The 26398-nt window shown below is 67.2% G+C and carries 25 protein-coding genes; 12 read left to right on the top strand and 13 right to left on the bottom strand.

What is annotated here, in order from left to right; all coding sequences use genetic code 11:
* Positions 1-11 precede the first annotated feature (11 nt).
* Together SI859A1_RS03795 and SI859A1_RS03790 are read right to left on the bottom strand one after the other, a co-directional pair.
* Positions 12-1490 (bottom strand): protein adenylyltransferase SelO, encoded by a 1479-nt coding sequence (locus SI859A1_RS03795; RefSeq protein ID WP_009208537.1) that lies wholly within the window; start codon positions 1488-1490, stop codon positions 12-14.
* A gap of 252 nt (positions 1491-1742) precedes the next feature.
* Complete coding sequence (locus SI859A1_RS03790) at positions 1743-2849, bottom strand: TRAP transporter substrate-binding protein (protein WP_009208536.1); 1107 nt, start codon at positions 2847-2849, stop codon at positions 1743-1745.
* 246 nt (positions 2850-3095) lie between these two features.
* Here SI859A1_RS03790 and SI859A1_RS03785 point away from each other — a divergent pair, with 246 nt between their 5' ends.
* Both SI859A1_RS03785 and SI859A1_RS03780 read left to right on the top strand, forming a co-directional pair.
* On the top strand, positions 3096-3866 hold the full coding sequence (locus tag SI859A1_RS03785) for a gamma-glutamyl-gamma-aminobutyrate hydrolase family protein (protein ID WP_009208535.1): 771 nt from the start codon (positions 3096-3098) through the stop codon (positions 3864-3866).
* Positions 3863-4231 carry a thiol-disulfide oxidoreductase DCC family protein gene (locus SI859A1_RS03780; protein WP_009208534.1) on the top strand — a complete coding sequence of 123 codons (369 nt, stop codon included), beginning with the start codon at positions 3863-3865 and terminating at the stop codon, positions 4229-4231. The genes SI859A1_RS03785 and SI859A1_RS03780 overlap by 4 nt, the downstream gene beginning before the upstream one ends.
* Before the next feature lie 72 nt (positions 4232-4303).
* On the opposite strand, the gene SI859A1_RS03775 is transcribed toward SI859A1_RS03780, so the two are convergent.
* The 4 genes from SI859A1_RS03775 to SI859A1_RS03760 all read right to left on the bottom strand — a co-directional run bounded on the left by SI859A1_RS03775 (position 4304) and on the right by SI859A1_RS03760 (position 7680).
* On the bottom strand, positions 4304-5350 hold the full coding sequence (locus SI859A1_RS03775; RefSeq protein ID WP_050767665.1) for a nickel/cobalt transporter: 1047 nt from the start codon (positions 5348-5350) through the stop codon (positions 4304-4306).
* Between the two features lie 29 nt (positions 5351-5379).
* Positions 5380-6051, bottom strand: coding sequence for a DUF1007 family protein (locus SI859A1_RS03770; RefSeq protein ID WP_244400894.1), 672 nt, complete (start codon positions 6049-6051; stop codon positions 5380-5382).
* An 86-nt stretch (positions 6052-6137) separates the two neighbouring features.
* Entirely contained in the window at positions 6138-6656 is a 519-nt protein-coding gene (locus SI859A1_RS03765) for a L,D-transpeptidase (RefSeq protein WP_009208531.1), read from the bottom strand.
* An 88-nt stretch (positions 6657-6744) separates the two neighbouring features.
* The gene (locus tag SI859A1_RS03760) at positions 6745-7680 is read right to left on the bottom strand and encodes a LysR family transcriptional regulator (RefSeq protein ID WP_009208530.1); all 936 of its coding nucleotides are present in this window, start codon (positions 7678-7680) and stop codon (positions 6745-6747) included.
* 530 nt (positions 7681-8210) lie between these two features.
* Between SI859A1_RS03760 and SI859A1_RS03755 the strand changes: the two genes are divergently transcribed.
* The 3 genes from SI859A1_RS03755 to SI859A1_RS03745 all read left to right on the top strand — a co-directional run bounded on the left by SI859A1_RS03755 (position 8211) and on the right by SI859A1_RS03745 (position 12685).
* On the top strand, positions 8211-9344 hold the full coding sequence (locus SI859A1_RS03755; protein WP_009208528.1) for a type III PLP-dependent enzyme: 1134 nt from the start codon (positions 8211-8213) through the stop codon (positions 9342-9344).
* Positions 9345-9486: 142 nt separating this feature from the next.
* The gene (locus tag SI859A1_RS03750) at positions 9487-10092 is read left to right on the top strand and encodes a GNAT family N-acetyltransferase (RefSeq protein ID WP_050767663.1); all 606 of its coding nucleotides are present in this window, start codon (positions 9487-9489) and stop codon (positions 10090-10092) included.
* Between the two features lie 175 nt (positions 10093-10267).
* On the top strand, positions 10268-12685 hold the full coding sequence (locus tag SI859A1_RS03745; protein ID WP_148233719.1) for a PAS domain-containing sensor histidine kinase: 2418 nt from the start codon (positions 10268-10270) through the stop codon (positions 12683-12685).
* Between the two features lie 26 nt (positions 12686-12711).
* On the opposite strand, the gene SI859A1_RS03740 is transcribed toward SI859A1_RS03745, so the two are convergent.
* The 3 genes from SI859A1_RS03740 to SI859A1_RS03730 all read right to left on the bottom strand — a co-directional run bounded on the left by SI859A1_RS03740 (position 12712) and on the right by SI859A1_RS03730 (position 15718).
* Positions 12712-13689 carry a WD40 repeat domain-containing protein gene (locus SI859A1_RS03740; protein ID WP_009208525.1) on the bottom strand — a complete coding sequence of 326 codons (978 nt, stop codon included), beginning with the start codon at positions 13687-13689 and terminating at the stop codon, positions 12712-12714.
* Positions 13689-14825, bottom strand: coding sequence for a CobW family GTP-binding protein (locus SI859A1_RS03735; RefSeq protein WP_009208524.1), 1137 nt, complete (start codon positions 14823-14825; stop codon positions 13689-13691). The genes SI859A1_RS03740 and SI859A1_RS03735 overlap by 1 nt, the downstream gene beginning before the upstream one ends.
* Positions 14826-14926: 101 nt before the next feature.
* Positions 14927-15718, bottom strand: a complete 792-nt coding sequence (locus tag SI859A1_RS03730) for a creatininase family protein (protein WP_244400892.1) — start codon at positions 15716-15718, stop codon at positions 14927-14929.
* 104 nt (positions 15719-15822) lie between these two features.
* Between SI859A1_RS03730 and SI859A1_RS03725 the strand changes: the two genes are divergently transcribed.
* The 5 genes from SI859A1_RS03725 (at position 15823) to SI859A1_RS03705 (ending at position 20508) form a co-directional block, all read left to right on the top strand.
* Positions 15823-16305, top strand: a complete 483-nt coding sequence (locus SI859A1_RS03725) for a MarR family winged helix-turn-helix transcriptional regulator (RefSeq protein ID WP_024349065.1) — start codon at positions 15823-15825, stop codon at positions 16303-16305.
* A gap of 94 nt (positions 16306-16399) precedes the next feature.
* Entirely contained in the window at positions 16400-17419 is a 1020-nt protein-coding gene (locus SI859A1_RS03720) for a LacI family DNA-binding transcriptional regulator (protein WP_009208521.1), read from the top strand.
* Between the two features lie 52 nt (positions 17420-17471).
* Complete coding sequence (locus tag SI859A1_RS03715) at positions 17472-18452, top strand: 2-hydroxyacid dehydrogenase (protein WP_009208520.1); 981 nt, start codon at positions 17472-17474, stop codon at positions 18450-18452.
* 137 nt (positions 18453-18589) lie between these two features.
* On the top strand, positions 18590-19051 hold the full coding sequence (locus SI859A1_RS03710; RefSeq protein WP_040325178.1) for a hypothetical protein: 462 nt from the start codon (positions 18590-18592) through the stop codon (positions 19049-19051).
* A 332-nt stretch (positions 19052-19383) separates the two neighbouring features.
* Positions 19384-20508, top strand: a complete 1125-nt coding sequence (locus SI859A1_RS03705) for an extracellular catalytic domain type 1 short-chain-length polyhydroxyalkanoate depolymerase (RefSeq protein WP_009208518.1) — start codon at positions 19384-19386, stop codon at positions 20506-20508.
* On the opposite strand, the gene SI859A1_RS03700 is transcribed toward SI859A1_RS03705, so the two are convergent.
* From SI859A1_RS03700 to SI859A1_RS03685, 4 genes are all read right to left on the bottom strand, one after another.
* The gene (locus SI859A1_RS03700; RefSeq protein ID WP_009208517.1) at positions 20509-21198 is read right to left on the bottom strand and encodes a GNAT family N-acetyltransferase; all 690 of its coding nucleotides are present in this window, start codon (positions 21196-21198) and stop codon (positions 20509-20511) included. It abuts the gene before it with no gap.
* The gene (locus tag SI859A1_RS03695) at positions 21195-22112 is read right to left on the bottom strand and encodes an alpha/beta hydrolase (protein ID WP_148233933.1); all 918 of its coding nucleotides are present in this window, start codon (positions 22110-22112) and stop codon (positions 21195-21197) included. The genes SI859A1_RS03700 and SI859A1_RS03695 overlap by 4 nt, the downstream gene beginning before the upstream one ends.
* Positions 22113-22180: 68 nt before the next feature.
* Entirely contained in the window at positions 22181-22540 is a 360-nt protein-coding gene (locus tag SI859A1_RS03690) for a cell division protein ZapA (RefSeq protein WP_009208515.1), read from the bottom strand.
* A 15-nt stretch (positions 22541-22555) separates the two neighbouring features.
* Positions 22556-22840 (bottom strand): DUF4164 domain-containing protein, encoded by a 285-nt coding sequence (locus tag SI859A1_RS03685; RefSeq protein WP_024349073.1) that lies wholly within the window; start codon positions 22838-22840, stop codon positions 22556-22558.
* Between the two features lie 317 nt (positions 22841-23157).
* On the opposite strand from SI859A1_RS03685, the gene tkt reads away from it, so the two are divergent.
* Positions 23158-25161, top strand: coding sequence for a transketolase (tkt, locus tag SI859A1_RS03680; protein ID WP_040326249.1), 2004 nt, complete (start codon positions 23158-23160; stop codon positions 25159-25161).
* A gap of 145 nt (positions 25162-25306) precedes the next feature.
* Positions 25307-26323 carry a type I glyceraldehyde-3-phosphate dehydrogenase gene (gene gap / locus SI859A1_RS03675; RefSeq protein WP_009208512.1) on the top strand — a complete coding sequence of 339 codons (1017 nt, stop codon included), beginning with the start codon at positions 25307-25309 and terminating at the stop codon, positions 26321-26323.
* Positions 26324-26398: the final 75 nt, after the last annotated feature.

Raw genomic sequence — 26398 nt, 5'->3', positions numbered from 1 at the left:
GCGAAGGCCGATCAGGTACCGCAGAAAGTCTGCGTGACCCGTTCCTCGGCCCGCGGCGCTTCGGCATAGCCGGCATGCTCGGGCTGGTCGTCATAGGGGTTGGCCAGCACCACGAGCAATTCCTCGAAGGGCGCGTAGTCCTGACGCTCCACGGCCGCGACGATCGCCGCCTCGACGCGATGATTGCGCGGGATGAAGGCCGGATTGACCCGCCGCATGGCAGCGGCCCGCTCACCGGCCGGCCGGGTCTCTTCGGACAGTCGCGCGCGCCAGCGCGTCGCCCACTCGTCATAGACGGCCGGATCGTCGAAGAGCGCCCGAACGCCGGCATCTGTGTCCCCGCTTTCGGCCGCGTCGCAGAGGCGGCGGAAGGTCAGCGTGTAATCGGCCGTGTTCGCGGCCATGCGCTCCAGGAGGTCCTGCGCCAGTTCCAGATCGCCCTCGCGCGCTTCGCCGAGACCGAGCTTCGCCTGGAGCCCGCCGACATAGGCAGCATTGAAGCGGTCCGAGAAACCGGACAGCGCGTCACGCGCCTTGGCGATCGCCGCCTCCTCGTCCGTGTCGATCAGCGGCAGCAGCGTCTCGGCGAGCCGGGTGAGGTTCCACAGCGCGATGCTCGGCTGGTTGGCATAGGCGTAGCGGCCCTGCCGGTCGATGGCACTGAACACCGTGCCGGGATGATAGGCGTCGAGGAAGGCGCAGGGACCGTAATCGATGGTCTCGCCGGAAATCGCCATGTTGTCGGTGTTCATCACGCCGTGGATGAAGCCGAGATTCAGCCAGCGCGCCACCAGTTCTGCCTGCCGGCCGGCCACGGCCGCGATCAGCGCCAGATACGGATCCTCGGCCTCTGCCGCTTCCGGATAGTGGCGGGCAATCGCATGGGCGCTCAATTCCCGCAGCGCCGCCTCGTCGCCGCGGGCGGCGAAATACTGGAAGGTGCCGACCCTTATGTGGCTCGACGCTACCCGTGTCAGGACCGCGCCCGGCAGCGGCGTCTCGCGAAACACGCTCTCGCCCGTGGTCACGGCGGCAAGCGCCCGCGTCGTGGGGACGCCCAGCGCCGCCATCGCCTCGCTGACGATATATTCCCGCATCACCGGACCGAGCGCCGCGCGCCCGTCGCCGCCGCGCGAAAACGGCGTGCGCCCCGCGCCCTTCAGCTGCAGATCGCGCCGGCGCCCGGCAGTGTCGACCACCTCGCCCAGAAGGATCGCCCGGCCGTCGCCGAGTTGCGGCACGAAATGCCCGAACTGGTGTCCGGCATAAGCCATGGCGATCGGCTCGGCGCCCTCGGGCAGCCGCTTGCCGGCCAGCATGTCGACGCCCTCGGGCGTTTCCAGCATGTCGGCATCGACGCCGAGTTCGGCGGCCAGAGCGCGGTTGACCTTGATGAGCTGCGGCGCGTCCACGATGGCCGGCGCAACCTGCGCGTAGAAGTCGGCCGGCAGACGGGCGTAACTATTGTCGAAGGGGATCTGGGCGTTCACGGGGCCGCTCCGTGGTCTGGGCGATCACGGCGCCCGGCGGCGGCTACGGTCTCGTTGCAGCACGCGGCGCCTGCGCCAGTCACAAGATGGCGGCGCGATATCGTCAGGATCATGCGCGCCCTGCCCCGCACATGGCGTCCGCCCGGCCTGATTTCCAGACATCGCGTGGCCTGCACGGGCGATGTCGGCTACCCCACATGGCATCGCCGGGCTCCGGCACGTGCCGGGCCCGGCCATCATCACCGCATCGGGCTACATCGTGCCGTTGCGCTGCTGGATCATCATGAAGGTGTCGAAGGTGTATTCGCTGAGCTGCGCCCAGAGGAAAGCGTCCTTCTTGAAGGCCAGCTGGTTCTCGTAGATCTCCTTGAACTTCGGATTCTCGGCGGAGATCTCAGCATAGGTCTCCTTAGCCGCGTTATAGGCCGCCTGCAGGATCTCCTGGCTGAACGGCCGCAGCTGCGCGCCCTGCTGCACCAGACTTTTGATCGCCGCCGGATTCTTGTGGTCGTAGGACGCCATCATGTCGCAATTGGCCGCCTGGCAGGCGGCGCGCACGATCTCCTGATAGTGCTTGGGCAGGCCGTTCCACTTCTCCAGATTGATCATGGTGTGTAGCGCCGGGCCGCCTTCCCACCAGCCGGGATAATAATAGAACGGCGCAACCTTCACGAAGCCGAGCTTCTCGTCGTCATAGGGTCCGATCCATTCGGCGGCGTCGATGACGCCCTTCTCCAGCGACGGGTAGATGTCGCCGGCGGCGATCTGCTGCGGCACCACGCCGAGCTTCTCGATGATCTTGCCGCCCATCCCGCCGATCCGCATCTTCATGCCCTTGAGATCGTCGAGCGTGTTGATCTCCTTGCGGTACCAGCCGCCCATCTGAACGCCGGTATTGCCGCAGGGCAGCCCATAGAGCCCTTCGGTCTCGAAGAACTCGTTCATCAGCCGCGTGCCGTCGCCGTAATAGAGCCAGGCGTTGGTCTGCCGCGCATTGAGGCCGAAGGGCACCGCGGTGGCCAGCGCATAGACCGGGTTCTTGCCCCAGTAGTAATAGGACGCCGTGTGGCACATTTCCGTGGTGCCGGAGGAGGCGGCATCGGCGGCCTGCAGCCCCGGCACGATCTCGCCCGAGGCGAAGACCTGCACGTCGAACTTGCCGTCCGACGCGCCCTTGATGAAGGCGGCCATGGTCTCGGCGGCGCCATAGATCGTGTCCAGCGACTTGGGAAAGGACGAGGTGCACCGCCAGGTCAGCTGCGGGCTTTCCTGCGCAATGGCCGGCGCCGCGAGCGTCGAGGCCGCGGCCGCGCCAAGGCCGGCACCGCCCGCCTTCTTGATGAATGAACGACGATCCATATCATACCCTCCACTTATTGTTCACATTGCAGAACAATTCTGCCGACCGGAAGTCACGGCGATCACTCCTCCCGATCGCACCCGACATTTACTGATTAGCTTACTGTGAGGACCAGCGAAAGCACCGCGCGGAAGAGCTCATGCCGGCCCAGCCTTCGTGGCGTCACCGCCTGCGGCAGCACGGCATTCGACATTCGGCGACCGTCACCTTATCTGCCGGGAAACCCCGTCGCCGAAGGCCCCTTCATGACCGCCTCCCCCATCCTCGTCGCCGTGCCCGCCGACGTTCGCAGCTTCGAGAACTACGACTGGCACGCCACGCCCGACACCTATTTGAAGGCGCTGACGCGGGTCGCGGGCGCCACTCCGGTGATCGTGCCGGCCCTGTCCGGCGAATTCGACGTCAACGCCCTTCTCGGGCGGGTCGACGGGCTGCTGATGACCGGCTCGGCCTCCAACGTGCACCCTGATCGCTACGGCGTCCCGCCGAGCCGCGCCCACGAGCCCTTCGACCCGGCCCGCGACCGGCTGACCGAGGCGATGATCCGGGGGGCCTTGGCGGCCGGCGTGCCGATGCTGTGCGTCTGCCGCGGGCACCAGGAACTCAATGTCGCCCTCGGCGGAACGCTGGCGACCGAGATCCAGGAGCTGGATGGCCGCATGGATCATCGGGCAACGCCCAACAAGGACCAGCGCGAGCGCTATGCCACCCGCCACGCCGTTGCGGTAACGCCGGGCGGCGTGCTCGCCGGGATCGTCGGCAGCGACGAAATCCGCGTAAACTCGCTGCACCGGCAGGCGATCGACCGGCTGGCGGACGGCCTGGCCGTCGAGGCGAGCGCCCCGGATGGCACCGTCGAGGCGGTCTCGGTCGAGGGCGCCAAGGCCTTCGCCCTCGGCGTTCAGTGGCACCCCGAATACTGGGCAGAGACCGACGCCGCCTCCACCACGATCTTCAAGGCCTTCGGCGATGCCTGCCGTGCCCATGCGGCACGACGCGCCGACGCGCCCCGATGAGCGAGCTGACCGTCTGGTACGATGGCGGTTGTCCGCTCTGCCGCCGCGAGATCGCGATGATGCGGCGGCTCGACACCGCACAGGCCATCCACTTCATCGATGTCGATGATGCGAGCGCCGATTGTCCGATCGACCGCGGCGACCTGCTGGCCCGCTTCCATGCCCGCGAGGACGGCACGCTACTGTCGGGCGCCGCTGCCTTCGCGGCCATGTGGCGGGCCATCCCGCGCCTGCGGCCTTTGGGCCTCGCCGCCCGCAACGGTGCCGTCCTCTGGGTGCTCGAACGCGCCTACCGGCAGTTCCTGCGGATCAGGCCCCGCCTGCAGGCGCTGGCGCTCCGCGCGGACAGTTCGGCACCCGTTTAGCCCGAGGCAAAAATCAAAGAAGCCGCGCCGTCAGATCGGCTGCCCGCTGTTCTCTCACAGAGGCCGGCGGGATCACACTGTCTGCAGCGCGCCACCGAGCAGGAGCAGGCCGACCAGCATCAGGAACAGCGCGCCGGCGATTTCCAGACCGGCCCCGATCCAGCGTCCGCGGGCGCCGTCGCCGCCGAAGCGCAGCGCCGTGCTCTTGGCGAAAACCGCGAGGCAGGCGATCGCGGAGACGGTGATCGCGGTACCGAGGGCCATGGCGAGCACCGAAAGAATGCCGCCGAGATACAGGCCGTTGACCAGCCCGAAGGTCAGAACGACGATGGCGCCCGAACAGGGCCGCAGCCCCACGGCGATCACCGCGGACAGCGCCGAGCCCAACGTCATCCGGTCGTTCAGCGCTTTGGGATCGGGCATGTGGGAGCGTCCGCATCCGCAGAGGTCCGCATCGTCGGAACATATCTCCGCGGCAAACCCCGACGAGGCCGGCCGCATCAGCGGCGCCGATCGGGTCCGCTCGGGTGCCGCGAAGGCGAGCCCTCCGACCGCTCCACCGCTTCGCGAGGTGGCGAAACCTCCCGGCGATGCGAATGCAAGCGCGCCGCCCGTCGGCCGCATCCGCCGCGCCAGCCCGATGAGCTTGCGGATCAGAAGCCACGCGCCGAAACCGGCGATCAGTGCGTAGGAGGCGATCTCCAGAAGATCGGTCGCGTCGGTCATCGACACCGCAGTGCCGCGCAGAACGAACCAGCCGGCGCCCACGATGACGATCGCCGAGAGCGCCTGCACCAGCGAGGACGCGAAGGAGAGGACGATCCCGCGGCGCAGTTGCACCTCGTTGGCAAGCATGTAGGCCGAGATCACCGCCTTGCCGTGGCCCGGCCCCGCGGCATGGAAGACGCCGTAGACGAAGGACAGCCCGACGAGGAACGGCAGCGCCGCGCCGTCGGTCTTCAGCGCGACCAGCGCATGCCGCAGCGAGGTGAAGAACTGGCGCTGATAGACGGCGATCTCCGCGAAGATCGCGCCGAAGAAGCCACCGGACGGCTGCGCCGTCACTTCGGCGCTGCCGATGCCGAGCGACGATTTGGCCAACGCCGGCTCCACTGCCATCACGGCCACGAGCACGGCGCCGAGGGCGATCAGCTGGCGGCGGCGCACGACACCTCCACCCGCGTCGCCAGCGCCTGCGAGTAATTGATGCCGTCCTCGGGAATGCTCTCGTCGGGCCCGAGGCTCGCGACCGACTCCATCCATTCCTTGGCGGCGGCATCCTCGTCCGGCACGACAAGCTGCTTGGCGCAGCTCTTCGGCATGTCGATCATCAGGAAATCGTCGGCGCTGGTGAAATCGAAGGCGACGAAGAACGTCTCGTCGAAATTCGACACGGTCAGCTTCGACTTGGAGAGATCGATCGCCTCGCCTGCCGGCATCTCGAAGAACATCAGCAGCTGGCCGTTCTCCCAGAGGGTGCGGATCTCGTCCGGCGGCGACATCGCCACCTTCTTTCCGTCGGCCTCGACGAAGGTGTAGAAATCCCACTCGGCGATGGACTCCTTCACGGTCTCGCCGACCGCGACGAGTTCGCCATCCTCGAGCTGGCCGTTGGCGTTGGTGTCGAAATCCACCAGCACCGACGAGGAGAACAGCTCGTCCATGCGCCAGATGTTGCGGATCGCCGCGAGACGGCCGTCGGGCGAGCCGACGATCTCGACATTGGCCTCGGCGAAGACATGGGGATGGGCGGCGGCCATCGTCGGCGCCAGTGACACCGTCATCACTGCCAGCGCAGCAGCCAAACCTCGGTCGATCATCGCCATCCCTCGTGAAGTCCCGTCAACCAGAACAGGACAAGCATGGCCGAAATTTGAACCGGGAGGCTTTCGCGAGGCCGAAGACGCTAGCGCAGGACGAGAACCTGCGCGCCGACATGGACCCGTTCGAACAGGTCCTTCACGTCGGCATTGCGCATCCTGAAGCAACCCGCCGACGCGGCGCTGCCGATCGAGTTCGGCGAATTGGTGCCGTGGATGCGATAGGCGCCCCAGCCCAGATTGATCGCCCGTTCGCCCAACGGGTTCTTCGGACCCGGCCCGATCGACTGCGGCAGCCGCGGGTTGCGCTGGCGCATCGAGGGGGTCGGGGTCCAGGTCGGGTGCTCGCGCTTCTTCGACACCCAGCTCTTGCCGAACCATTGCTCGCTCGGCTTGCCGACGGCGATGTCGTAGACCAGCGCCCGGCCGCCGCCGGTCACGAGGTAGAGCTTGCGCTCCCCGGTCTTGACGATGATCGTGCCCGAATCGTGCTCGGCCGCGAAACTGATCTCGCGTGCCGCGCCGCCTGCAAGACTGTAGGCGGGCGACGACAGGGTGGTGAGGACGACGGCCGCGAAGGCCGCGAGAAGGGCGCGGTTTTGCATGCCGCCAGACTAGCCCGAGATCGCTGAATCTTCGGTAAAGGCCGCGGTGCCGAAGCCCGCTGAAAAATGCTCTTGCGACGGTCCGGCGTCAGGTCCGGTCGTCGCAGCTGAGGCCCTGCAGGCGCCGGGAATCGCATTTCTTGAACCAGTTGGCGAGGTAGTCGACGAACAGGCGCACGCGGGCCGGCAGATGCCGGCGATGCGGGAACACGGCATAGATGCCGGCCTCGCTCGGCATGTAATCGTCGAGCACCGTCACCAGCCGGCCGCTTTCCAGATCGCGCCGGACGACGAAGGTCGGGCTGAGCGCCAGGCCGAGCCCGGCGATAGCCGCGGCCCGCACGGTCACCGGGCTGTTCGCGGTGAACTGGCCAGATACCGTCACCGGGATGGTTTCCTTGGTCTGCGGATCGCGGAAGACCCAGTTGGAGAACATCCGCGAATTGGAATCGATGACGGCAGGATAGCCGGCAATCTGCGAGGGGTGATTCGGCCGCCCGAGACGCTGCAGCAATTCCGGGCTCGCCACGATGGCGAAGTCGAGCGAGGCCAGCCGGCGGGCGATCATTGCGGAATCGGCCAGGCGCGTCATGCGGATCGCGACGTCGAACCCCTCCTCCACCAGATTGACGAAGCTGTCGTCCAGATGGATGTCGAGCCCGATATCGGGATGCTCCTTGGCGAAGTCGACGAGGCTGAGGCCGAGTTCCGCGTCGCCGAAGGTACGGGCCGCCGAGACCCGGATCGTCCCCTTGGCTTCGCCCGTCGCCTCGCGGGCCTCCTCGTTGAGGCTTTCCAGATCCGACAGGATCGCCGAGGCGCGCGACAGATAGACTTCGCCGGCGGCGGTCAGCGCGATCTGCCGCGTCGTGCGGTTGATCAGCAGCGCCCCGAGTTCGTCTTCCAGCTCGCGGACATATTTCGACAGCAGGGCCTTGGATCGCCCGGTCTTGCGGGCCGCCGCCGAGAACCCCTCGTTTTCCACGACCGAGATGAAGGCGCGCATCCGCGTCAGAGTATCCATGGTGCACCTTCTGAAGGCTTGGCGTCGCTGCTGCCGATCGGCGGCCGGCCCCCTTCCTTGATCGGACCGGACCAAAAATCAACTCCGGGACCTTTTTCCACTTGCATATGACGAATCCCGGGCATAGGTCTCGCCTTGCCCCAAGTCGCACGTGCCTGTGGGCGTCCCCCGGTCCTCGAATGCGAGGGTTGCCGGGACGGTACCTGGATCTGACGATCCAGTCGGTTTCGCTGCTGGCGAAATCGTGGACGCCTTGAAGCAACGACGGTCCGGGCCTTTCTGGTCTCTCCTGGTCTCCACCGCCGGGAAAACTGAAGAGGCACACCATCATTGCCTGAAGTGCGGCGGGTCCAAGCCCTCCAATCCATGGCAGACTTTACCCGGCAACGGCGCGTAGCGCTTGCAGCCGGTCATCGTCGCGTCTCGCAAGGGACCGCTGCGGCAGCCTTCTCGGCGGCCATCGCGGGCCTGTGCGTGCGCACACCATCGATTGCCCGGTCCGTGACGGCCGGGACCATGGGAGAGACCCAATGGCCACGCAGCGCATCCTCGACTTCCTCGCCACCCGACGCCCCGACGGCCCCTGCCTCATCGTCGACCTCGACATCGTCGAGGACAATTTCAACGCCTTCCGCAAGGCGCTGCCGGACTCCGCGATCTTCTACGCCGTCAAGGCGAACCCGGCCCCCGAAGTGCTGAAGCTGCTCGCCGGTCTCGGCTCGAACTTCGACTGCGCTTCGGTTGCCGAAGTCGAGATGGCACTGAACGCCGGCGCCACGCCGCGTCGCATCTCCTACGGCAACACCATCAAGAAGGAGCGCGACATCGCCCGCGCCCATCAGCTCGGTGTGGCGCTCTTCGCCGTCGATTGCGTCGAGGAAGTCGAGAAGGTCGCCCGTGCGGCGCCCGGCGCCCGCGTCTTCTGCCGTGTCCTGACCGATGGCGAGGGCGCCGAATGGCCGCTGTCGCGCAAGTTCGGCTGCGTCCCGGACATGGCGATCGACGTGCTCGTCCATGCCAACGCCCTCGGCCTCGTCGCCACCGGCGTGTCCTTCCATGTCGGCTCGCAGCAGACCGACACCGGCGCTTGGGATGCGGCCATCGCCGATGCGCGCTTCGTGTTCGAGGCGCTGGCCGAGAAGGGCATCGTCCTGACCCTGGTCAACATGGGCGGCGGCTTCCCGACCCGCTATCTCAAGGACGTGCCGGCAGCCGCCGAATACGGCCGCGCGATCTTCGCCAGCCTGCGCACGCATTTCGGCAACCGCCTGCCCGAGACGATCATCGAGCCGGGCCGCGGCATGGTCGGCGACGCCGGCGTGGTGAAGGCCGAGGTCGTGCTGGTGTCGAAGAAGTCCGACACCGACGCCAATCGCTGGGTCTATCTCGACATCGGCAAGTTCGGCGGTCTCGCCGAGACCATGGACGAGGCGATCCGCTACCCGATCGTCACCCGGCATGATGGCGGCGCGACGGAGCCCTGCGTGATCGCCGGCCCGACCTGCGATTCGGCCGACGTCCTCTACGAAAAGACCCCCTACCCGCTGCCGCTCGCTCTGACGGTCGGCGACGAGGTGCTGATCGAGGGCACCGGCGCCTACACGACGACCTACGCCTCGGTCGCCTTCAACGGCTTCGAGCCGTTGCGGTCCTACGTGATCTGAGCGCCGCGATGATGCTCTCCACCCGACGGCGGAGCCTGGAACTCCGAAGCTGACCCGGCGCCGCGGCGCCGGGGTTTCAACGCGCGTCGCCCGATCTCCGGCTCCGCTCCTGTTCGCCTCCTTCCATGTCGTGGGGGTTTTCATGTCCGCTTTTCCGCACGCCGCTGCCTTCGAGAATGCCGCCCGGCTGTTCGCCATCGGCGCCGAACAGCCCCACCAGATCGACGCGCGCGAGGCGCTTCTCGACCGGGCGATGGGCCCGGGTCGCACGCGCAAATCGTCGGAAGCGATCCGTCAGGGTCGCTTGCCGGCCGAAGGCCTCGCCTTCAGCGCGACCGCCGGCGACGGCTCGCTGATGGGCACGGTGCGCCTGTGGAACATCGAGGCCGGTGCCCGCGATGGCAGCCCCGTCCCGGCGCTGTTGCTCGGGCCGCTGGCCGTCGATCCGCAGCTTGCCGGAACCGGCATCGGGGCGGCCCTGATGCGCCACGCGATCGCCGAAGCCGCAAGGCTTGGCCACGACGCGATCGTGCTGGTCGGCGATCCGGAATATTACGCGCGTTTCGGCTTTTGCGCCGACGCCACCGCGGCGCTGGCCATGCCGGGCCCCTTCGAGTCGCGGCGCCTTCTGGCGCTCGAACTCGCGCCGGACCATCTCCGTGGTGCGTCCGGCATCATCGCCCCGGCCGGTCCCCCGGCACTGACGGCGCAGGCGAGCAGCCAGCTGCTTCTTGCCGACGTTGCCTGAGGCTACGCGGGCAGCCATCGCCTGAGCGAATTGTCGTTTGAAATGAGGCCCTTGCCTTCATTAGTTGCTTGTCCGACTATTGCGGAAATGCGATACGATAGAACGTAAGCGAAACAGATGGCGTTTCGGAGGGGACCTTCCCTCGCGCCGGTTTCCGGTGCGCAGATTGGGCGGCATGGCGTTCGCAGATGAAGACCGGGTGGCCGCCCTCCTGGCCGAGAACGAAGAGCTGCGCCGCAGGCTCGACGAGCGCGAGTCCGGCGTCCAGCCGGAGCTCGATAGCGCCCGTGACGAGATCGCCGCGCTCAAGCGCACACTGCACGGCACTGAAGCCCGCTACCGCCTGATCGTCGAGAGCGCCGTCGATCACGCCATGATCGTCGCCGACCTCGATGGCCTGATCTCGACCTGGAACGACGCGGCAGAACGGGTCCTCGGTTGGACCGAGGCGGACATGATCGGCCAGCCGATCGCCAGGATATTCACCCCGGAAGACGTCGAGGCCGGCGTTCCCGCCAAGGAGATGCGGCTGTCGCTGGACCGCGGAAAGGCCCAGGACAATCGCTGGCATCTGCGTTCGGACGGAACACGCTTCTTCGCCAGCGGCGAGATGATGCCGCTGCTGGGGGATGACGACACGCCGGCGGGCTTCCTCAAGATCCTGCGCGACAAGACCCGCGAAGTCGCCGAACGCGAGGAACTGGAAGCCAGCCGCGAACGGTTGCGGCTGGCGCTCGAAGCCTCCGACCTCGTCGGCACCTGGGACTGGGACATCGTCGGCGACGTCGTCTATGCCGATTCGCGCTTCACGCGGCTGTTCGGCCTCGACCCCGAGCAGGGCGAAAGAGGGCTGCAGGTTAGCGACTTCATCGCTGGCATCCATCACGAGGATCGCGAGCGCGTCTCGGCGGCGATCACCGTCGCAGTCGAGGAATGCGGCAGCTTTGCGCAGGAATACCGAACCGTCGACCTGAACGGCGACAGCCACTGGATCTTTGCGAGGGGCCGCTGCTTCACAGACGCGCAGGGCCGCGCGGTTCGCCTGCCTGGGGCGATCGTCGACCGCACCGTCGAGCGCACGCGCGAAATCCGCCAGGCCGCGCTGCTGCGGCTGAGCGACGAGCTCGCCCGCAGCGAAGGCGCCGGCAGCGCCACGCTGAAGGCCTTGCAGATCCTAGGCGAGACGCTCGGCGCGTGCCGGGTCGGCTATGCCACTGTGGATTCACAGGACATGTCCGCCCGCATTCTCGGCGAGTGGAACGACCGGCGCACGCCGCCCCTGTCCGGACGCTATCCGCTGGCCCATTACGGCCAGCAGTTCCTCGACGAACTGCATTCCGGCATCGTCGTTATCGAAGATACGGCCGACTACTCGCTGGTCCCGGAACAGGCGGCGGCCTGGGCCGCCATCCAGGTGCGGTCGCTGGTCAACCTCGCCGTCATCGAGAACCAGACGGTCAAGGTTCTGCTCTATCTGCACTCCGGCACACCGCGCCGCTGGCTCGAGGAAGAGATCGCCTTCATCCGGGAGGTTCTCAACCGGGCCTGGGCCTTCAGTCAGCGCCGACGCGCCGAGCAGAGCCTGATCGAGACGGAGACACGGCTGCGGCTTGCGCAGGAAGCCGCCCAGATCGGCACCTTCGATTACGACGCCCGCACCGGCGCGCTGGTCTGGGACGATCGATGCCGGACGATCTTCGGCCTGTCGCCCGGCGTGCCGGTCACCTACGAGACCAGCTTCCTGGACGGGCTGCATCCCGACGATCGCGAACGCGTCGCCGCGACCGTCGAACGGGTCCTCGACCCTGGCTCGAACGGCATCTTCGACGTCGTCTATCGCACGATCGGCCACGAGGACGGCGTCGTCCGGCACGTCAAGGCGAACGGCCAGACCATCGTCGAGGGCGGTGCCACCACGCGCTTCGTCGGCGCCGTGCGCGACGTGACCGACGAGAAGGAAGCCGAGGAACGCCAGCTCCTTTTGACCCGGGAACTGCAACACCGGGTCAAGAACACCCTTGCCATGGTCAATGCGCTGGCCAACCAGACCCTGCGCCGCGCGGCGAACGTTCAGGACGGGCTGGCCGCCTTCTCGGCGCGGCTGATCGCGCTCGGCCACGCCCACGACATCCTGACCCAAACCAGCTGGACCTCGGCCCCCATCGCGGCCATCGTCGACAATTCGCTCAAAACCCATTCGGCCGAAGACAACACCCGCATCGTCGCGTCCGGCCCCGATCTTCGGCTGACGGCGCGCCAGAGTCTCGCCCTAGCGCTGGGTCTGCACGAGTTGGCGACCAATGCGATCAAATACGGCTCGCTGTCCAACGATACCGGGCGTGTGGCGATCCAATGGGAGCTGGCGCACCAGGCAGGACAGAAGCACCTCAGCTTCGTCTGGCGCGAGATGGACGGTCCTGTCGTCGAAACGCCGGCGACCCGGGGCTTCGGTTCGCGGCTGATCGAGCAGGCCATGGCCGCCGAGTTCGGCGGAGAGGTGACCATCGACTATAAGCCTGACGGTCTCGTCTGCACGATCTCCGCCGATATCAGCAGCGACATGGCCGAGGCCGACAGCCCCAACGCCATCTGACGGCGATATGTGAACTGCGTCCGGGATCAGCCGGCGATGTCGATGATCCCGGCTTCGCCGCCCTCGCTGCCGAAGGCCAGCCGCTCGCCCTTTGCGTCCCATGCCAGGGTCCGCACCGGGCTGGCGCCGCCACGGCGCAGCAGCGCTTCCTTTGCGTCGGCGAAACGCACCGCCAGCACCATGCCGTCGCCATAGCCGATTGCCATCATGTCCTCGGCCGGGTGACAGGCGACGGCCGTGACCATCGTGTCGCCACGGGTGCCGAGTTCCAGGGGCGCCTTGCCCATCGGCCCGTCCTTGCCGGAGAACGGCCACAGGATCGCCGCCGGTGCCCCGGAGGTCGCCAGGAACTTGCCCTTGGCCGACCAGGACCAGTCCTTCACCTTGGAAGGATAGCCGGTCATCCGCATGTGCTTGCCGTCCTCGATCCGCCAGCCATGCAGGGCATTCTCCTGCATGGTGGTGACCAGGAAGCGCCCCTCGGGGGAGAAGTCGACGCCCAGATGCGCGCCCTTCCATTCCAGCGCGGTCGGTGCTGCGCCGGTGGCGGGAAAGAACATCGAGGCGCCGTCATAATGGGCGGTCGCCGCGCGCACGCCCTTGGGGGCGAAGGCAATGTCCTCGACGGTGCGCTCGTGGCGGATTTCCTTCAGTTCCCCGGCGCCGAGCCGCACATAGGCGGTCTTGCCGGACGCGAAGCCGACCGTGTTCTTCGGCCCCCCGGCCACCGCGTCGATCCATTTGCGACCGATGGAGGCGAGTTCCTCGACCGCGCCGTCCGCAGAAATGGCGAGCACCCGACCGTCCTCGCCGCCGGTCAGAAGACGCGGCGCATAGCGGTCGAGCCGCGCGGTCAAGAGGCCGCCGGCATGGGCTTCCACCGTCCGGTCGCCGCCAGCCGGAAACCGCACCGTACCGTCCGCGACGGCGAAGACCGCCTGGTCCTTCAGAAAGACCGCGGTCTCGACGAAGTCGCCGAAATCATAGGACGCAATGGACGGCATCAGGCATCGGCCCGCTGGCGGGCGGAACAGGCTTCGAACTCCGCCGACAATTCGTCGGCGTCGAGATTGCGACCGATGAACACCAGCCGGCTCTCGCGCTTTTCGTCGTCGCGCCAGGGGCGCTGGTGGTCGCCCTCGACGATCATGTGGACGCCCTGCACGACATAGCGCTCCGGGTCGTCCTCGAAGGCAATGATGCCCTTCAGCCGCAGGATGTTCGGCCCCTGCTCCTGGGTGAGCGCCTGGATCCAGGGGAAGAACTTCTTCGGATCGAGCGCCGCGCCGCGCAGCGACACCGAGGTCACGGTCACGTCGTGCAACTCGGCGACCTTGCCATGGTGATGATGGCCGTGATCGTGGCCCGCATGGTCATGGCCGGAGTGGTCATGGCCATCGCCGTGGTGGTGATGCCCGTGATCGTGGTCATGGCCGCAATCCGGGCCGCAGGTCTCGTCGTGGACTTGTTCCGCTTCCGTCAGGAACTCCGGATCGGCGTCGAGCACGCGCTTCAGATCGAACGCCCCCTGCCCGAGGACACGCTTCAGGTCGATGCCGGCGCGCTCGGTGCGGTGGATGACGGCATAGGGGTTGATCGCCCGCACGGTCGCCTCGACGGCGGCCAGTTCGTCCGGGGTCACGAGATCGGTCTTGTTGAGCAGCACCACGTCGGCGAAGGCGATCTGGTCCTCGGCCTCGCGCGAATCCTTCAGCCGCAGCGGCAGGTGCTTGGCATCGACCAGCGCGATCACCGCATCGAGCTGGGTCTTGGAGCGCACGTCCTCGTCCATGAAGAAGGTCTGCGCCACCGGCACCGGATCGGCGAGCCCCGTGGTCTCGACGATGATCGCATCGAAGCGGCCCTTGCGCCGGGTCAGCCCTTCCACCACCCGCACGAGATCGCCGCGCACCGTGCAGCACACGCAGCCATTGTTCATCTCGTAGATTTCCTCGTCGGATTCCACGATCAGATCGTTGTCGATGCCGATCTCGCCGAATTCGTTGACGATGACGGCATAGCGCTTGCCGTGGTCTTCCGAGAGGATGCGGTTGAGGAGCGTCGTCTTGCCGGAGCCGAGATAACCGGTGAGGACGGTCACGGGAATCTGGTCGGGCGTCACGCTGGGCGTATCGGACATGGAAGCTCTCCGTCTTGGGTCGGGCACGATATAGGCGCCAAGCAGCGAGAATGCACGGGGGTGGTCAGCGCCCGAAGGCAACTCGCCACCGGCGGCGAAAATCAGGCGAGCCGCGCCGGATCGAAGGCGAGGACGTCGTCGAGAAACGCGGTGAAGGCGTCGGCCTGATGCGCGGCGATGGCGGCGCCGATCTCGGCCGTCGCCAGCCGGGCATCGCCGACGACGCCGGCCGGGTTGAGATCCTGCGCCATCCACCCGAAGCCGATCCGGCCATGGGCCCTCAGATGGGCCGCGGAACCGCCGAGCTCGTCCTGCAGCGAATCGAAGGCCGCGATCGCCTCCCGCCGGACCATGTCGGGGCGCAAATGCAGCATCAGCGCGGTCTCGACCGCACCGCCATGAATGCCCGAGGCAATCTCTTCCGGTGGCAGAAGGCCGTCGGGGTAGCCGAAGCGCAGCCAGGAGCAGGTCGCGACCAGAAGCCCGTGGCGGCGGCGCAGTTCAAGGGCCGCCGTGTCCATCACCGGCGTGTTGCCGCCATGGGCGTTGACGATCACCAGCCGCCGGAACCCGGCAGCGGCCAGGCTCGCCCCGACCTCGATCAGCGCCGACGTCGCGGTCTGCCACTCATGGCTGAGCGTGCCGGGAAAGGCCGCATGTTCGCAGGATTTGCCGATCCGCAATGTCGGCAGGAAGGTCACCGGCCGGTCTTCCGGCAGGCGCGCGATCACCGCATCGACCATCGCATCGGCCAGAATCGCGTCGGTTCCGAGCGGCAGATGCGGCCCGTGCTGCTCGATGGCCGCGATCGGGACCACGGCGACGGCATCGGCGAGACTGGCGCCTTCGGCACTCATCTCCGTCGTTGTCATCTCCTCGTAGCGACGCCGCATCATTCCTCCGCAAGGGTCGACAAGCCACTGCGCAGCGGCCAACAAGGTGGACAACATAGCGGGGCTTCGTCATTTTTGCTCCCGTGAAACCGGATCGGGGTTCCATGGCCAGCAAGAAAACCGGCAAACGCTCCGTGACGACGCAGTTGAGCCTGGCGGCGCGCGGGGCGCGCACGGCCCTGTCCCAGCGCCTGGCGCTGCTCGACGTCTATCCCGGCCAGGATGCTGTCCTGCTGGCGATCGGCGAGGAAGACGGGATTTCCCTGCGCGATCTGGCCGAACGCCTGTCCGTACGCCCGCCCACCATCACCAAGACTGTAACCCGGCTGGCGGCGCAGGGCCTCGTCGAAAAGCGCCTCTCCAACAGCGACGGCCGGCAGAATCACGCCCACCTGACCGAACGCGGCGCGGCGCTCGTCGACGCGGTGGGCAAGTCCCGCAAGCGGGTCGAGCGCGATGCGCTGAAGGGATTTTCCAACAAGGAGCGCAAGACCCTGCGCAAGCTCCTCGAACGCGTCACCGCCAATCTCGGCAATGCCGCCCCGGCGCCTGCCGGCTCCAGTTCCACCGCCGAGGACGATGACTGACGCAACCATTCCCTCCTGCAACGACATCTGCGGGCTTTGCGTGGCGGCCAGTCTGGGCCATAGATCGACTGGGCGTCGGGAGGAGCCCGCGTAAGTGGCGCAAAAGGTCAAACTTTCGACGATTGCCGATTCGCTGGGCCTGTCGACGGCGACAGTCTCGCTGGCGCTGCGCGACAGTCCGCTGGTGGCCGAGGTCACCCGCGAGCGGATCAAATGCGCGGCCCGTGATCTCGGCTACATCTACAATCGCCGCGCTGCCTCGCTGCGCACCTCGCGCTCGGGCATCGTCGGTGTCTGCGTCCACGACATCATGAACCCGTTCTTCGGCGAGATCCTGAAATCCGTCGAGAACGAGCTGGATCGGCAGCGCCAGACCTTCATCCTGTGCAACCACCACGACGACCTCGCCAAGCAGCGCTCCTTCGTCGACACGCTGCTGCAGCTGGGCGCCGACGGGCTGATCCTGTCGCCGGCGATCGGCACACCGGCCAGCGACATCCGCCTTCCCGAGGAGAACGACCTGCCGGTCACGCTGATCGCCCGCACGGTCGAGGGCTCGGGCGTCCTCGGCTTTCGCGGCGACGATTCCTACGGCATGGGGTTGGCGGTCGATCATCTGGTGGCCCTCGGCCATCGGCGCATCGCCATGATCGGCGGCACGGCGCTGACCTCCACCGGCCGCGATCGCGAGGCTGGATATCTGGCTGCGCTGGAGCGCGCCGGCATCGAATTCCGCCCCGAATGGCGGATCGAGGGGCCGCGCAACCGGCATTCCGGCTTCGACGCCGCCGCGACCTTCCTTCAGATCGACAACCGCCCGACGGCCGCGGCCTGTTTCTCCGACCTCGTCGCCCTCGGCTTCATGTACGGCCTGTCGCGGGCCGGGCTGCGTCCCGGCGTCGATATCGCGGTGACCGGCTATGACGACATCGACGAGGCGGCGATCGCCACCCCGCCTTTGTGCACCGTGTCGAACGGCCAGAGCGAGGTGGGCCGGCGCGCCGCCGAAGCGCTGCTGGCCCGTCTGGCGGGTCAGCCCGCCGCCGACGAGACCATCCTCATTACCCCCGAGCTCCGTGTCCGCCAGTCCAGCGACTACAACTGGCCCGACTGAGCCTGTCCGGGTTTCACCTTTCCAACGACAACAAGCAGAAGAGGAAGCTTACATGTCAGACCTGTCCGCCGTTACCATCCTGGTCCCCGGCAAGATGAACCCCGATACGCTGGATACCCTGAAGGCGACGTTCGACGTGGAGCATCTCGCCGGCCGCAAGCTGGAGGATCTGTCGGAAGAGCGCCGCCAGGCGATCCGCGGCATCGCGCAGATGGGCCAGGTGCCCGCCGCGATGATCGATGCGCTCCCGAATCTCGAGCTGATCGCCAATTTCGGCGTCGGCTATGACGGCGTCGACACGGCCCATGCCACCAAGAAGGGCGTCGTCGTCACCAACACGCCGGAGGTCCTCACCGAGGAGGTGGCCGACATCACCCTCGCCCTCGTCCTGATGACGACGCGCGAACTCGGCGCCGCCGAGCGTCACCTGCGCGAGGGCAAGTGGGAGAGCGAGGGCCCGTACCCGCTGACCCAGACGACCCTGCGCGGGCGCACGGCCGGCATCATGGGCCTCGGCCGCATCGGCCTTGCCATTGCCCGCCGCCTGGAAGGCTTCGACGTCAAGATCGAATACCACAACCGGTCGAAGCGCGACGACGTGGCCTATCCCTATCACGCCGACCTTCTGAGCCTTGCGAAGTCCGTCGACACGCTGATCGTGGCGGCCCCGGGTGGTGCGTCGACCGAAAAGGCGGTCAACGCCGAGGTCCTGAAGGCGCTCGGCTCCGACGGTATCCTGGTCAATATCGGCCGCGGCACCACTGTGGACGAGCCGGCGCTGATCGAGGCGCTGGAGAACGGCACGATCCGCGGCGCCGGGCTCGACGTCTTCGAAAAGGAGCCGCATGTGCCCGAGCGGCTGAAGGCGCTGCCGAACACCGTGCTCCTGCCGCATGTCGGCTCGGCCTCGCGTCACACCCGCGCCGAGATGGGCAAGCTGGTCGTCGGCAATCTGGTCGAATGGTTCTCCGGCCGCGCGCCGGTGACCCCGGTCTCCGAATCGGTCGAGGCCGGCATCGCCCGCAAGGGCTGAGTCATGCGGCACCGCACTCGTCGAAGGGTGCGGTGCCGAACCAGACCTGAACACATTCCTAAATTCGATGCTGGTCATCAACCTTCGCTTAAGGTTGTTCGCATCATAATGGGTCCTGACGAAGAAAAGGGCCCTCCATGAACTTCGCCGCAACCGCTCTTGGCGCCGGAATTGCCGCCGCACTAGTCATCGCGCACATGCAGGGCGCCCTGACGCCTGCGTCCGATGCCTTCACCGGCGCGACGGTCATCGATGCGCGGCTCGATCCCATGACCACGGCCTCCATCGCGCCCGCCGCCAGCGACACGTCGCGTCCGGCCGCGATCCGACTGATCGACCTGCGCAGCGGCGTGACCTGCAAGATGGCGACGCCCGAGAGCGCGGCACGGCATTTCGCCCCAGCACCCATCGGCCCCGACTGCGCCGGCTCGCCCGATCTGCAGAATGTCGCCCTCTGGCGCTCCAGCAGCGACGGCTCGCTGGAACTGGCCGACAGCGATGGCCAGACGGTCCTCCGCTTCATGCCTGGCGACGGCGTCCTCTACGAATCCATCTATCCGTCCGAAGCCATGGTGACGATCGTCCGTTCGCGCGGCTGATGGGAACGCGCTCCTTCGCGCATCCCTCATCCATATCCTCACGGCAACGCGTCGCCCCAACCGGCCCGGCGCGCGCAGATGCACGCTCGCCAGCGCATGCCCGGCGAGAGTTTTTGCTGCAATGCAGCATCCGGCCATTGAACCGGCCTGGCCACCCTTCCATTTACCGCTCTGGCGAATGGTGATGTGAAGCACGATCCATTGGCCGCGGGAGACCGACGCGCGTGTGACGATCGAAGGATTGTCCGCCCCGTCCCTCCCCGAAGCCACACACCATTGCTGAGACCTGAGGTCTCGATGGTGGCGCGGCGCGGCAGCAAAGGATCGAGCCCATGCATATCCCCTCTCAGTCCGACATGGCGGAAGTCACGCGCCTGACCCGCAACGGCCGCCTGCGCGAGGCGATGGCGCTGCTGCGCAGGGGCCAGACCGGCGCGTCCGACGCCGCCAAGGCGCCACAGACTGCCAATGGCGACACCGCCATGCCCGATCCCGGCGAAGTCGCCCGATCGATGCTGGGCGCGATGTTCGGCAACGCTGCCGACGCCACCGCGTCGCAGACACCCGCACCGGCACAGTCGCGTTTCCGCAGGGCCAGGGCCAAGCCTGCCCAGGACGATCCGCGCTTCCGGACGCGCCGCTACAGCGCCGTCGCCGGCAGCCGTGACTACAAGCTCTATGTCCCGACCAGCCTTCCCACGGGCCCGGTGCCGCTGGTCGTGATGCTGCATGGCTGCACCCAGTCGCCGGACGATTTCGCCGCCGGGACCCGCATGAACGAACTGGCCGAAGAACAGGGCTTCCTCGTCGCCTATCCGGCCCAGTCCAAGGCGGCGAACGTCAAGAAATGCTGGAACTGGTTCTCAGCCGCCGACCAGATGCGCGAACAGGGCGAACCGTCGCTCATTGCCGGCATCACCCGGGAGATCATGACCGAGCATGCAGTGGATCCGGGCCGGGTCTATGTCGCCGGCCTCTCCGCAGGCGGCGCTGCCGCGGCGATCATGGGCGCTGTCTATCCCGAGCTCTACGCAGCCGTCGGCGTCCATTCGGGGCTGGCGCGTGGCGCGGCGCGCGACATGGCCTCGGCCTTCGCCGCCATGCAGGGCGCGAACGTCGCCACGGTGCCGGTCTCGCGGCAGGTGGTGCCGACCATCGTCTTCCATGGCGATGGCGACACGACCGTGCATCCAGCGAATGCCGAGAGCGTCATCACGCAGGCCAGCGCCGGCGACCGCTTCAGCGTTACGAGCGAAAATGGCCGGGCCGCGGGCAATGTCGCCTGGCAGCGCACGATCCATACCGACCCCGACGGTCGCGCGGTGCTGGAAAACTGGACGATCAGGGGCGCAGGCCACGCATGGTCCGGCGGCAGTCCGGCCGGAACCTACACCGACCAGAACGGCCCCGATGCCAGCCGCGAAATGCTGCGTTTCTTCTTCGCCCGGACGGCCTGATCAGCGATCCGCCACGACGGCACGGCGCATGTCTTCGAGACTGCGCCGTTGCCCTCCGGCGTCGTCGAAATTCTCCGGCGCCAGCCACGCCTCGAAACCAGCGCGCAACGCCGGCCACTCGCTGTCGAGGATCGAGAACCAGGCGGTATCGCGGTTGCGTCCCTTAACGATCATGTGCTGGCGGAAGAGCCCCTCGTGGGTGAAGCCGAGCCGCAGCGCGGCGCGCTTGGACGGCGCGTTGCCATCGTCGCATTTCCACTCGAAGCGCCGGTAGCCGAGGTCTTCGAAAACCCGCCCCATCAGCAGATAGAACGCCTCTGTCGCGGCGACCGTGCGCTTCAGCGACGGCGCCAGGCAGATATGGCCGATTTCGATGACGCCATTCGGCCGGTCCATCCGCATCAGGGCGGCGACCCCCTCGGCCCGTCCGCTGTTAGCCGGCACCAGCGCATCGAACAGCATCTCCCCGGACAGGTAGGTGCGGTTCGCCCATTCGAAGAACGCCGCCGCGTCCGTGAAGGGCCCGTAGGGCAGATAGTCGAAGAGGGTTTCGTTGCCCGGCTGGCCGTAGGCGGCGAAGAGTTCACCGAACCGACGATCGTCGGTGATCGGCTCGACCGTGACCGATCGCCCGACCAGCGGCGTCGTTCCGGGCGCCGCGCGGCTCCCGTAGCCTGAAAGATCGCTCACTGGGCAGTCTCCTGATGGCTGCGCTCGCGGATGAACAGCAGCGTGCGGTCGCGGATCGTCTCGTCGTTCATTGGTAGCGCCGTGGCGAAAGAAGTGATCGCTCCGATGTGATCGACGCCGGGATAGATGATGTCCGTCGCGTCGCCGCCCTGTGCGCGCATTTTGGCAGCCAGCGAGCGGGTGTTCTGCGGATCGACGGTGGTGTCGTCCTCGCCGGCGATCAGCAGCATCGGCGGTTCGTCGCCGTCGACGAAGTTCACTGGCTGGCTGGCCGAGCGGGTTTCTTCCGTGAAGATCTGCTTGTAGCGATCCTCGGTCAGCGGCAGGAAGTCGTAGGGTCCGGCGAGCCCGATGAAGCCGGCGAGCGTCTCGATCGCCGCGCCTTCGCGTGCCAGCCATTCGCCATTCGTCGCCAGCAGGCCGGCGATCTCGGCACCCGCCGAATGCCCCATCAGAAAGACCGGGTGCGCGCCGCCCGGCATGCCGTAGGCCCCGCCGCGCACCGCGGCGATCGCCCGCGCCGTGGCCTCGGCAGCGTCCTCGACGAAGCCCGGAAAGCGAACCTCGGGATAGAGCCGGTAGTCGGGAATCGCGACGATGATGCCGGCGCTGGCCAGCGACTGGCCGACGAAGAGATAGGTCTCCTTGTCGCCCGAATCCCAGCTGCCGCCATAGATAAAGACGACCAGCGGCGTCGTCTCGGTGACGGTCGCGGGAATGTAGAGATCGTAGCGGCCGCGTTCGCCGCTGCCATAGGGGATGTCGCTGACCACCCCATAGCCGTCGCCGCTGGTTGCCGCGTTGAGAACGGCCGCGCACCCCGACAGGGCCAGCCCCGCGACGAGCGACAGAAAGATTGCGGCGCGCCGCGGCCAGCGGGACGGCAATAGGCGAAGGAACAGGTCAGCTCTCATGACGCCGGGATGTAGCGCCGCGCCGTGCCGCAGCAATCCTGCCATCGGGTTGAATTGATTGAACTTCCTTAATTCTCGGCAAGATGGCTGCCGATCCGCTCCAAGGACGCTGCGGCTTCGTTCAGCGTGTCCACGAAACGTGCCCGTTCGGCCTTCAGGCTGTCCTCGCTCTCACCCGACTGCGCCGCATTCGCGGCCATGCCCGATTCCAGGTCGGCAATCCGTCGTCTTGCTTCCGCCAGCTCGTCTGTCGCCATGATCGCCGCCATGACGGTCAGCCGCAGATCGCCGATCTGCCCGAAACTGTCGCGCAGCCCGGCGATCTTCAGGTCCACTTCCTTCGCAAGCTTGGTCAGGTGGGCTTCCTCGCCATCACCGCAGGCCATGCGATAGGTCTTGTCGTCGATGGTCACGACCACTTGGGGCATGCGACGCTCTCCCGCTTAAGCCGATTTGTGCCGGTCGAGGACGGAGCGCACGCGCTCCATCGCATCGACCAGACGCCGAGAGACGTCCCGATTGGCGCGGTCCAGCCGTTCGCCGCGCGCCAGCGCCGTGTCCAGTTCCTTCGCCAGCCGACCGCGATCGGCGGTCATGCGCTGGATTTCGACCTCGGCGTCGCGCACGGCGGCTTCCCGCTCACGGCGCAGCTCGACCAGATCGTCGAGACGTTGGATCGCGGTTCGAAGGCGCTGTTGCGCCGCCTCGAAACCCTCCTCGGCCGACATGGCTCCATCTCCCCTCGCGACCGGCCGGGACCGGTCCCCAAACGCATTTCCATCATGTGCCGCCGTCTCTTGCCGGCGAATGTCCATGTGGAGCACTAAACCATTGCCGCCGAAAGTGCAGGCGATTTTCGGGCGGTGCAATCTCTTCGTCCCGAGCTTTCGCAGCGTCCCGCTTTGCGAATGGCCTCACCCTGCCCGCGCGGCTGCGGCGCGAACTGCGACTTTGCCATTGTTGACAGCACGATGCCCGTATGATGTTTGCCGCCGGTCTCGGCACCGCCGGAACGCATCGCTTCCAAGCGCTACCGGAGCAGAACATGACGTCACCCGACACGCACCGCGACATGGCGAATGCCATCCGCTTCCTGTCGGCCGACGCCGTGGAAGCGGCAAACTCCGGTCATCCCGGCCTGCCCATGGGTGCGGCCGACATTGCCACCGTCCTGTTCTCGCGATTCCTGACCTTCGATCCGCGCGCCCCCCACTGGGCCGACCGCGACCGCTTTGTGTTCTCGGCCGGCCACGGCTCGATGCTGCTCTACAGCCTGCTCTATCTGCTCGGTTATGACGGCGTCGGCATCGACGATCTCAAGGCCTTCCGCCAGCTCGGCTCGAAGACCGCCGGCCATCCCGAATACAAGCATTGCGAGGGCATCGAGACGACCACCGGCCCGCTCGGCCAGGGTCTGGGCAATGCCGTCGGCATGGCGCTCGCCGAGCGGATCATGAACGCCCGCTTCGGCGATGCGATCGTCGACCACCGCACCTATGTGCTCGCCGGCGACGGCTGCCTGATGGAGGGCCTCAGCCAGGAATCCATCGCACTCGCCGGCCATCTGCGCCTGTCGAAGCTGATCGTGCTGTGGGACGACAACGGCATCACCATCGATGGCGACGTCGCCCTGTCGGACTCCACCGACCAGATGGCGCGCTTTGCCGCCAGCAACTGGAACACCCTGCGCTGCGACGGCCACGACCAGGAGGCGATCGCCGAGGCCATTACCGCCGCGCAAGGGAGCGACCGCCCGACCCTGATCGCCTGCAAGACCAACATCGGCCACGGCGCCCCAACCAAGGCCGGCAGCGCCAAGGCCCATGGCGCGCCGCTCGGCGCCGACGAGATCGCCCAGATGCGCGAGGCGCTCGGCTGGGATCACGAGCCGTTCGAGATTCCCGCCGCGATCCTCGATCGCTGGCGTCTGGCGGGCCTGCGCTCCTCGACCCACCGCAAGGAATGGGAGCGCCGCTTCGCCGAGATCGACGCCGAGACCCGCGGCGAGTTCGAACGCCGGGTCCGCGGCGACCTGCCCAGCGGCTTCACCCAGGCGCTGCAGCGCTGCAAGCGGCGCTTCAACGAGGAGCGGCCGGAGATCGCCACCCGCAAGGCGTCGGAGCTGGCGCTGGAGGTTCTCAACGCCGTCGTCGTCGAGACCATCGGCGGCTCGGCCGACCTCACCGGGTCCAACAACACCCGCACCAGCCAGACCGACGCGATCGCGCCCGGCGAGTATGCCGGCCGCTACATCCATTACGGCATCCGCGAACATGGCATGGCCGCCGCGATGAACGGCCTCGCCCTGCATGGCGGCATCATCCCCTATGGTGGCACCTTCCTCGTTTTTTCCGACTATGCCCGCGGCGCCATGCGCCTGTCGGCCCTGATGGGGCTGCGGGTCGTCTATGTGCTGACCCATGATTCCATCGGTCTCGGCGAGGACGGTCCGACCCACCAACCGGTCGAGCACCTGGCCTCGCTGCGCGCCATGCCGAACATGCAGGTGTTCCGCCCGGCCGACGCGGTGGAAACGCTGGAATGCTGGCAGCTCGCGCTGGAATCGCGTGACGCGCCGTCGGTGCTCGCCCTCAGCCGCCAGAGCCTGCCGACCCTCCGGCTCGACCAGCACGACGAGAACAAGAGCGCCCGCGGCGCCTATGAGATCAGCTCGACCTCGGGCGACGCCGAGGTCACGATCTATGCGACCGGCTCCGAGGTCCAGATCGCGCTGGCTGCCAGCACCATCCTGGAAGCCGATGGGATCCCCACCCGCGTCGTCTCCGTGCCCTGCGTCGAGCTGTTCGACCGGCAGAGCCCGGAATACCGCAGCGCCATGCTCGACAATGGCGGCCTCAAGGTCGCCATCGAGGCCGGTGTGCGGCAGGGCTGGGATCATTTCGTCGGCCGCAACGGCATCTTCATCGGCATGGACGGCTTCGGCGCCTCGGGCCCCGCGCCCGAGCTCTACGAGCATTTCGGCATCACCACCGAAGCGGTCGTCGCGGCCGTGCGTGCGCGTCTGGCCCCGGAGCCCGAGGAAAGCTGACGCTTTCCGTCATCACGGAAAGTCATCCGGGCCATAAGAATTGCTGACCGCCGGCAATATTGATCCCGGCCGCCCGCTTCTGTAGAGGCGATGGCGAACGAGATGCCCGGCGGGTACGGCCGCGCGCCACCACAGGAGACGGATCATGACAGTTCGCGTTGCAATCAATGGCTTCGGCCGCATCGGCCGCAATGTGCTGCGTGCCATCATCGAATCCGGCCGCACCGACATCGAGGTCGTCGGCATCAACGATCTGGGCCCGGTCGAGACCAATGCGCATCTGATCCGCTTCGACAGCGTCCATGGCCGCTTCCCGGGCACCGTCACGGTCGACGGCAACACCATCGATGTCGGCCGCGGCCCGATCCGCGTGACCGCCGAGCGCGACCCGAAGAACCTGCCCTGGAAGGAACTCGGCGTCGACATCGCGCTCGAGTGCACCGGCATCTTCACCGATCCGGCCAAGGCCTCGGCGCATCTGGAGGCCGGCGCGAAGAAGGTGCTGATCTCTGGCCCCCTTTCCGGTACGGCCGGCGCCGAGAAGACCATCGTCTACGGCGTCAATCACGACACGCTGAGCGCCGCCGACACGATCGTCTCCAACGCCTCCTGCACGACCAACTGCCTGGCCCCGGTCGCCAAGGTCCTCAACGACGCCATCGGCATCGACAAGGGCTTCATGACGACGATCCATTCCTATACCGGCGACCAGCCGACGCTCGACACCATGCACAAGGATCTCTACCGCGGCCGCGCCGCTGCCCTGTCGATGATCCCGACGTCCACCGGTGCCGCCAAGGCCGTCGCGCTGGTGATGCCCGAGCTCAAGGGTCGCCTCGACGGCGTTGCCATCCGCGTCCCGACCCCCAACGTATCGGTCGTCGACTTCAACTTCATCGCCAAGCGCGAGACCACCGTCGAGGAAGTGCAGAGCGCCATCCGCACCGCTGCCGACGGCCCGCTGAAGAACATTCTCGGCTACACCGACGCCCCGAACGTCTCGTGCGACTTCAACCACGACCCGCATTCCTCGGTCTTCCACATGGACCAGACCAAGGTCATGGACGGCACCTTCGTGCGCATCCTGTCCTGGTACGACAACGAATGGGGCTTCTCCAACCGCATGTCCGACACCGCCATCGCGCTCGCCAACGCGCGCTGAGCGGGGCGGGTCGCGACCGACGATGAGTGTGCGGGGCTGTCCTGGCGGGCGGCCCCGCTTCACGTCCCGGATCGG

It is taken from the genome of Aurantimonas manganoxydans SI85-9A1, assembly GCF_000153465.1.
Classification (GTDB): domain Bacteria; phylum Pseudomonadota; class Alphaproteobacteria; order Rhizobiales; family Rhizobiaceae; genus Aurantimonas; species Aurantimonas manganoxydans.
This window is presented reverse-complemented; position numbering and strand designations above follow the sequence as displayed.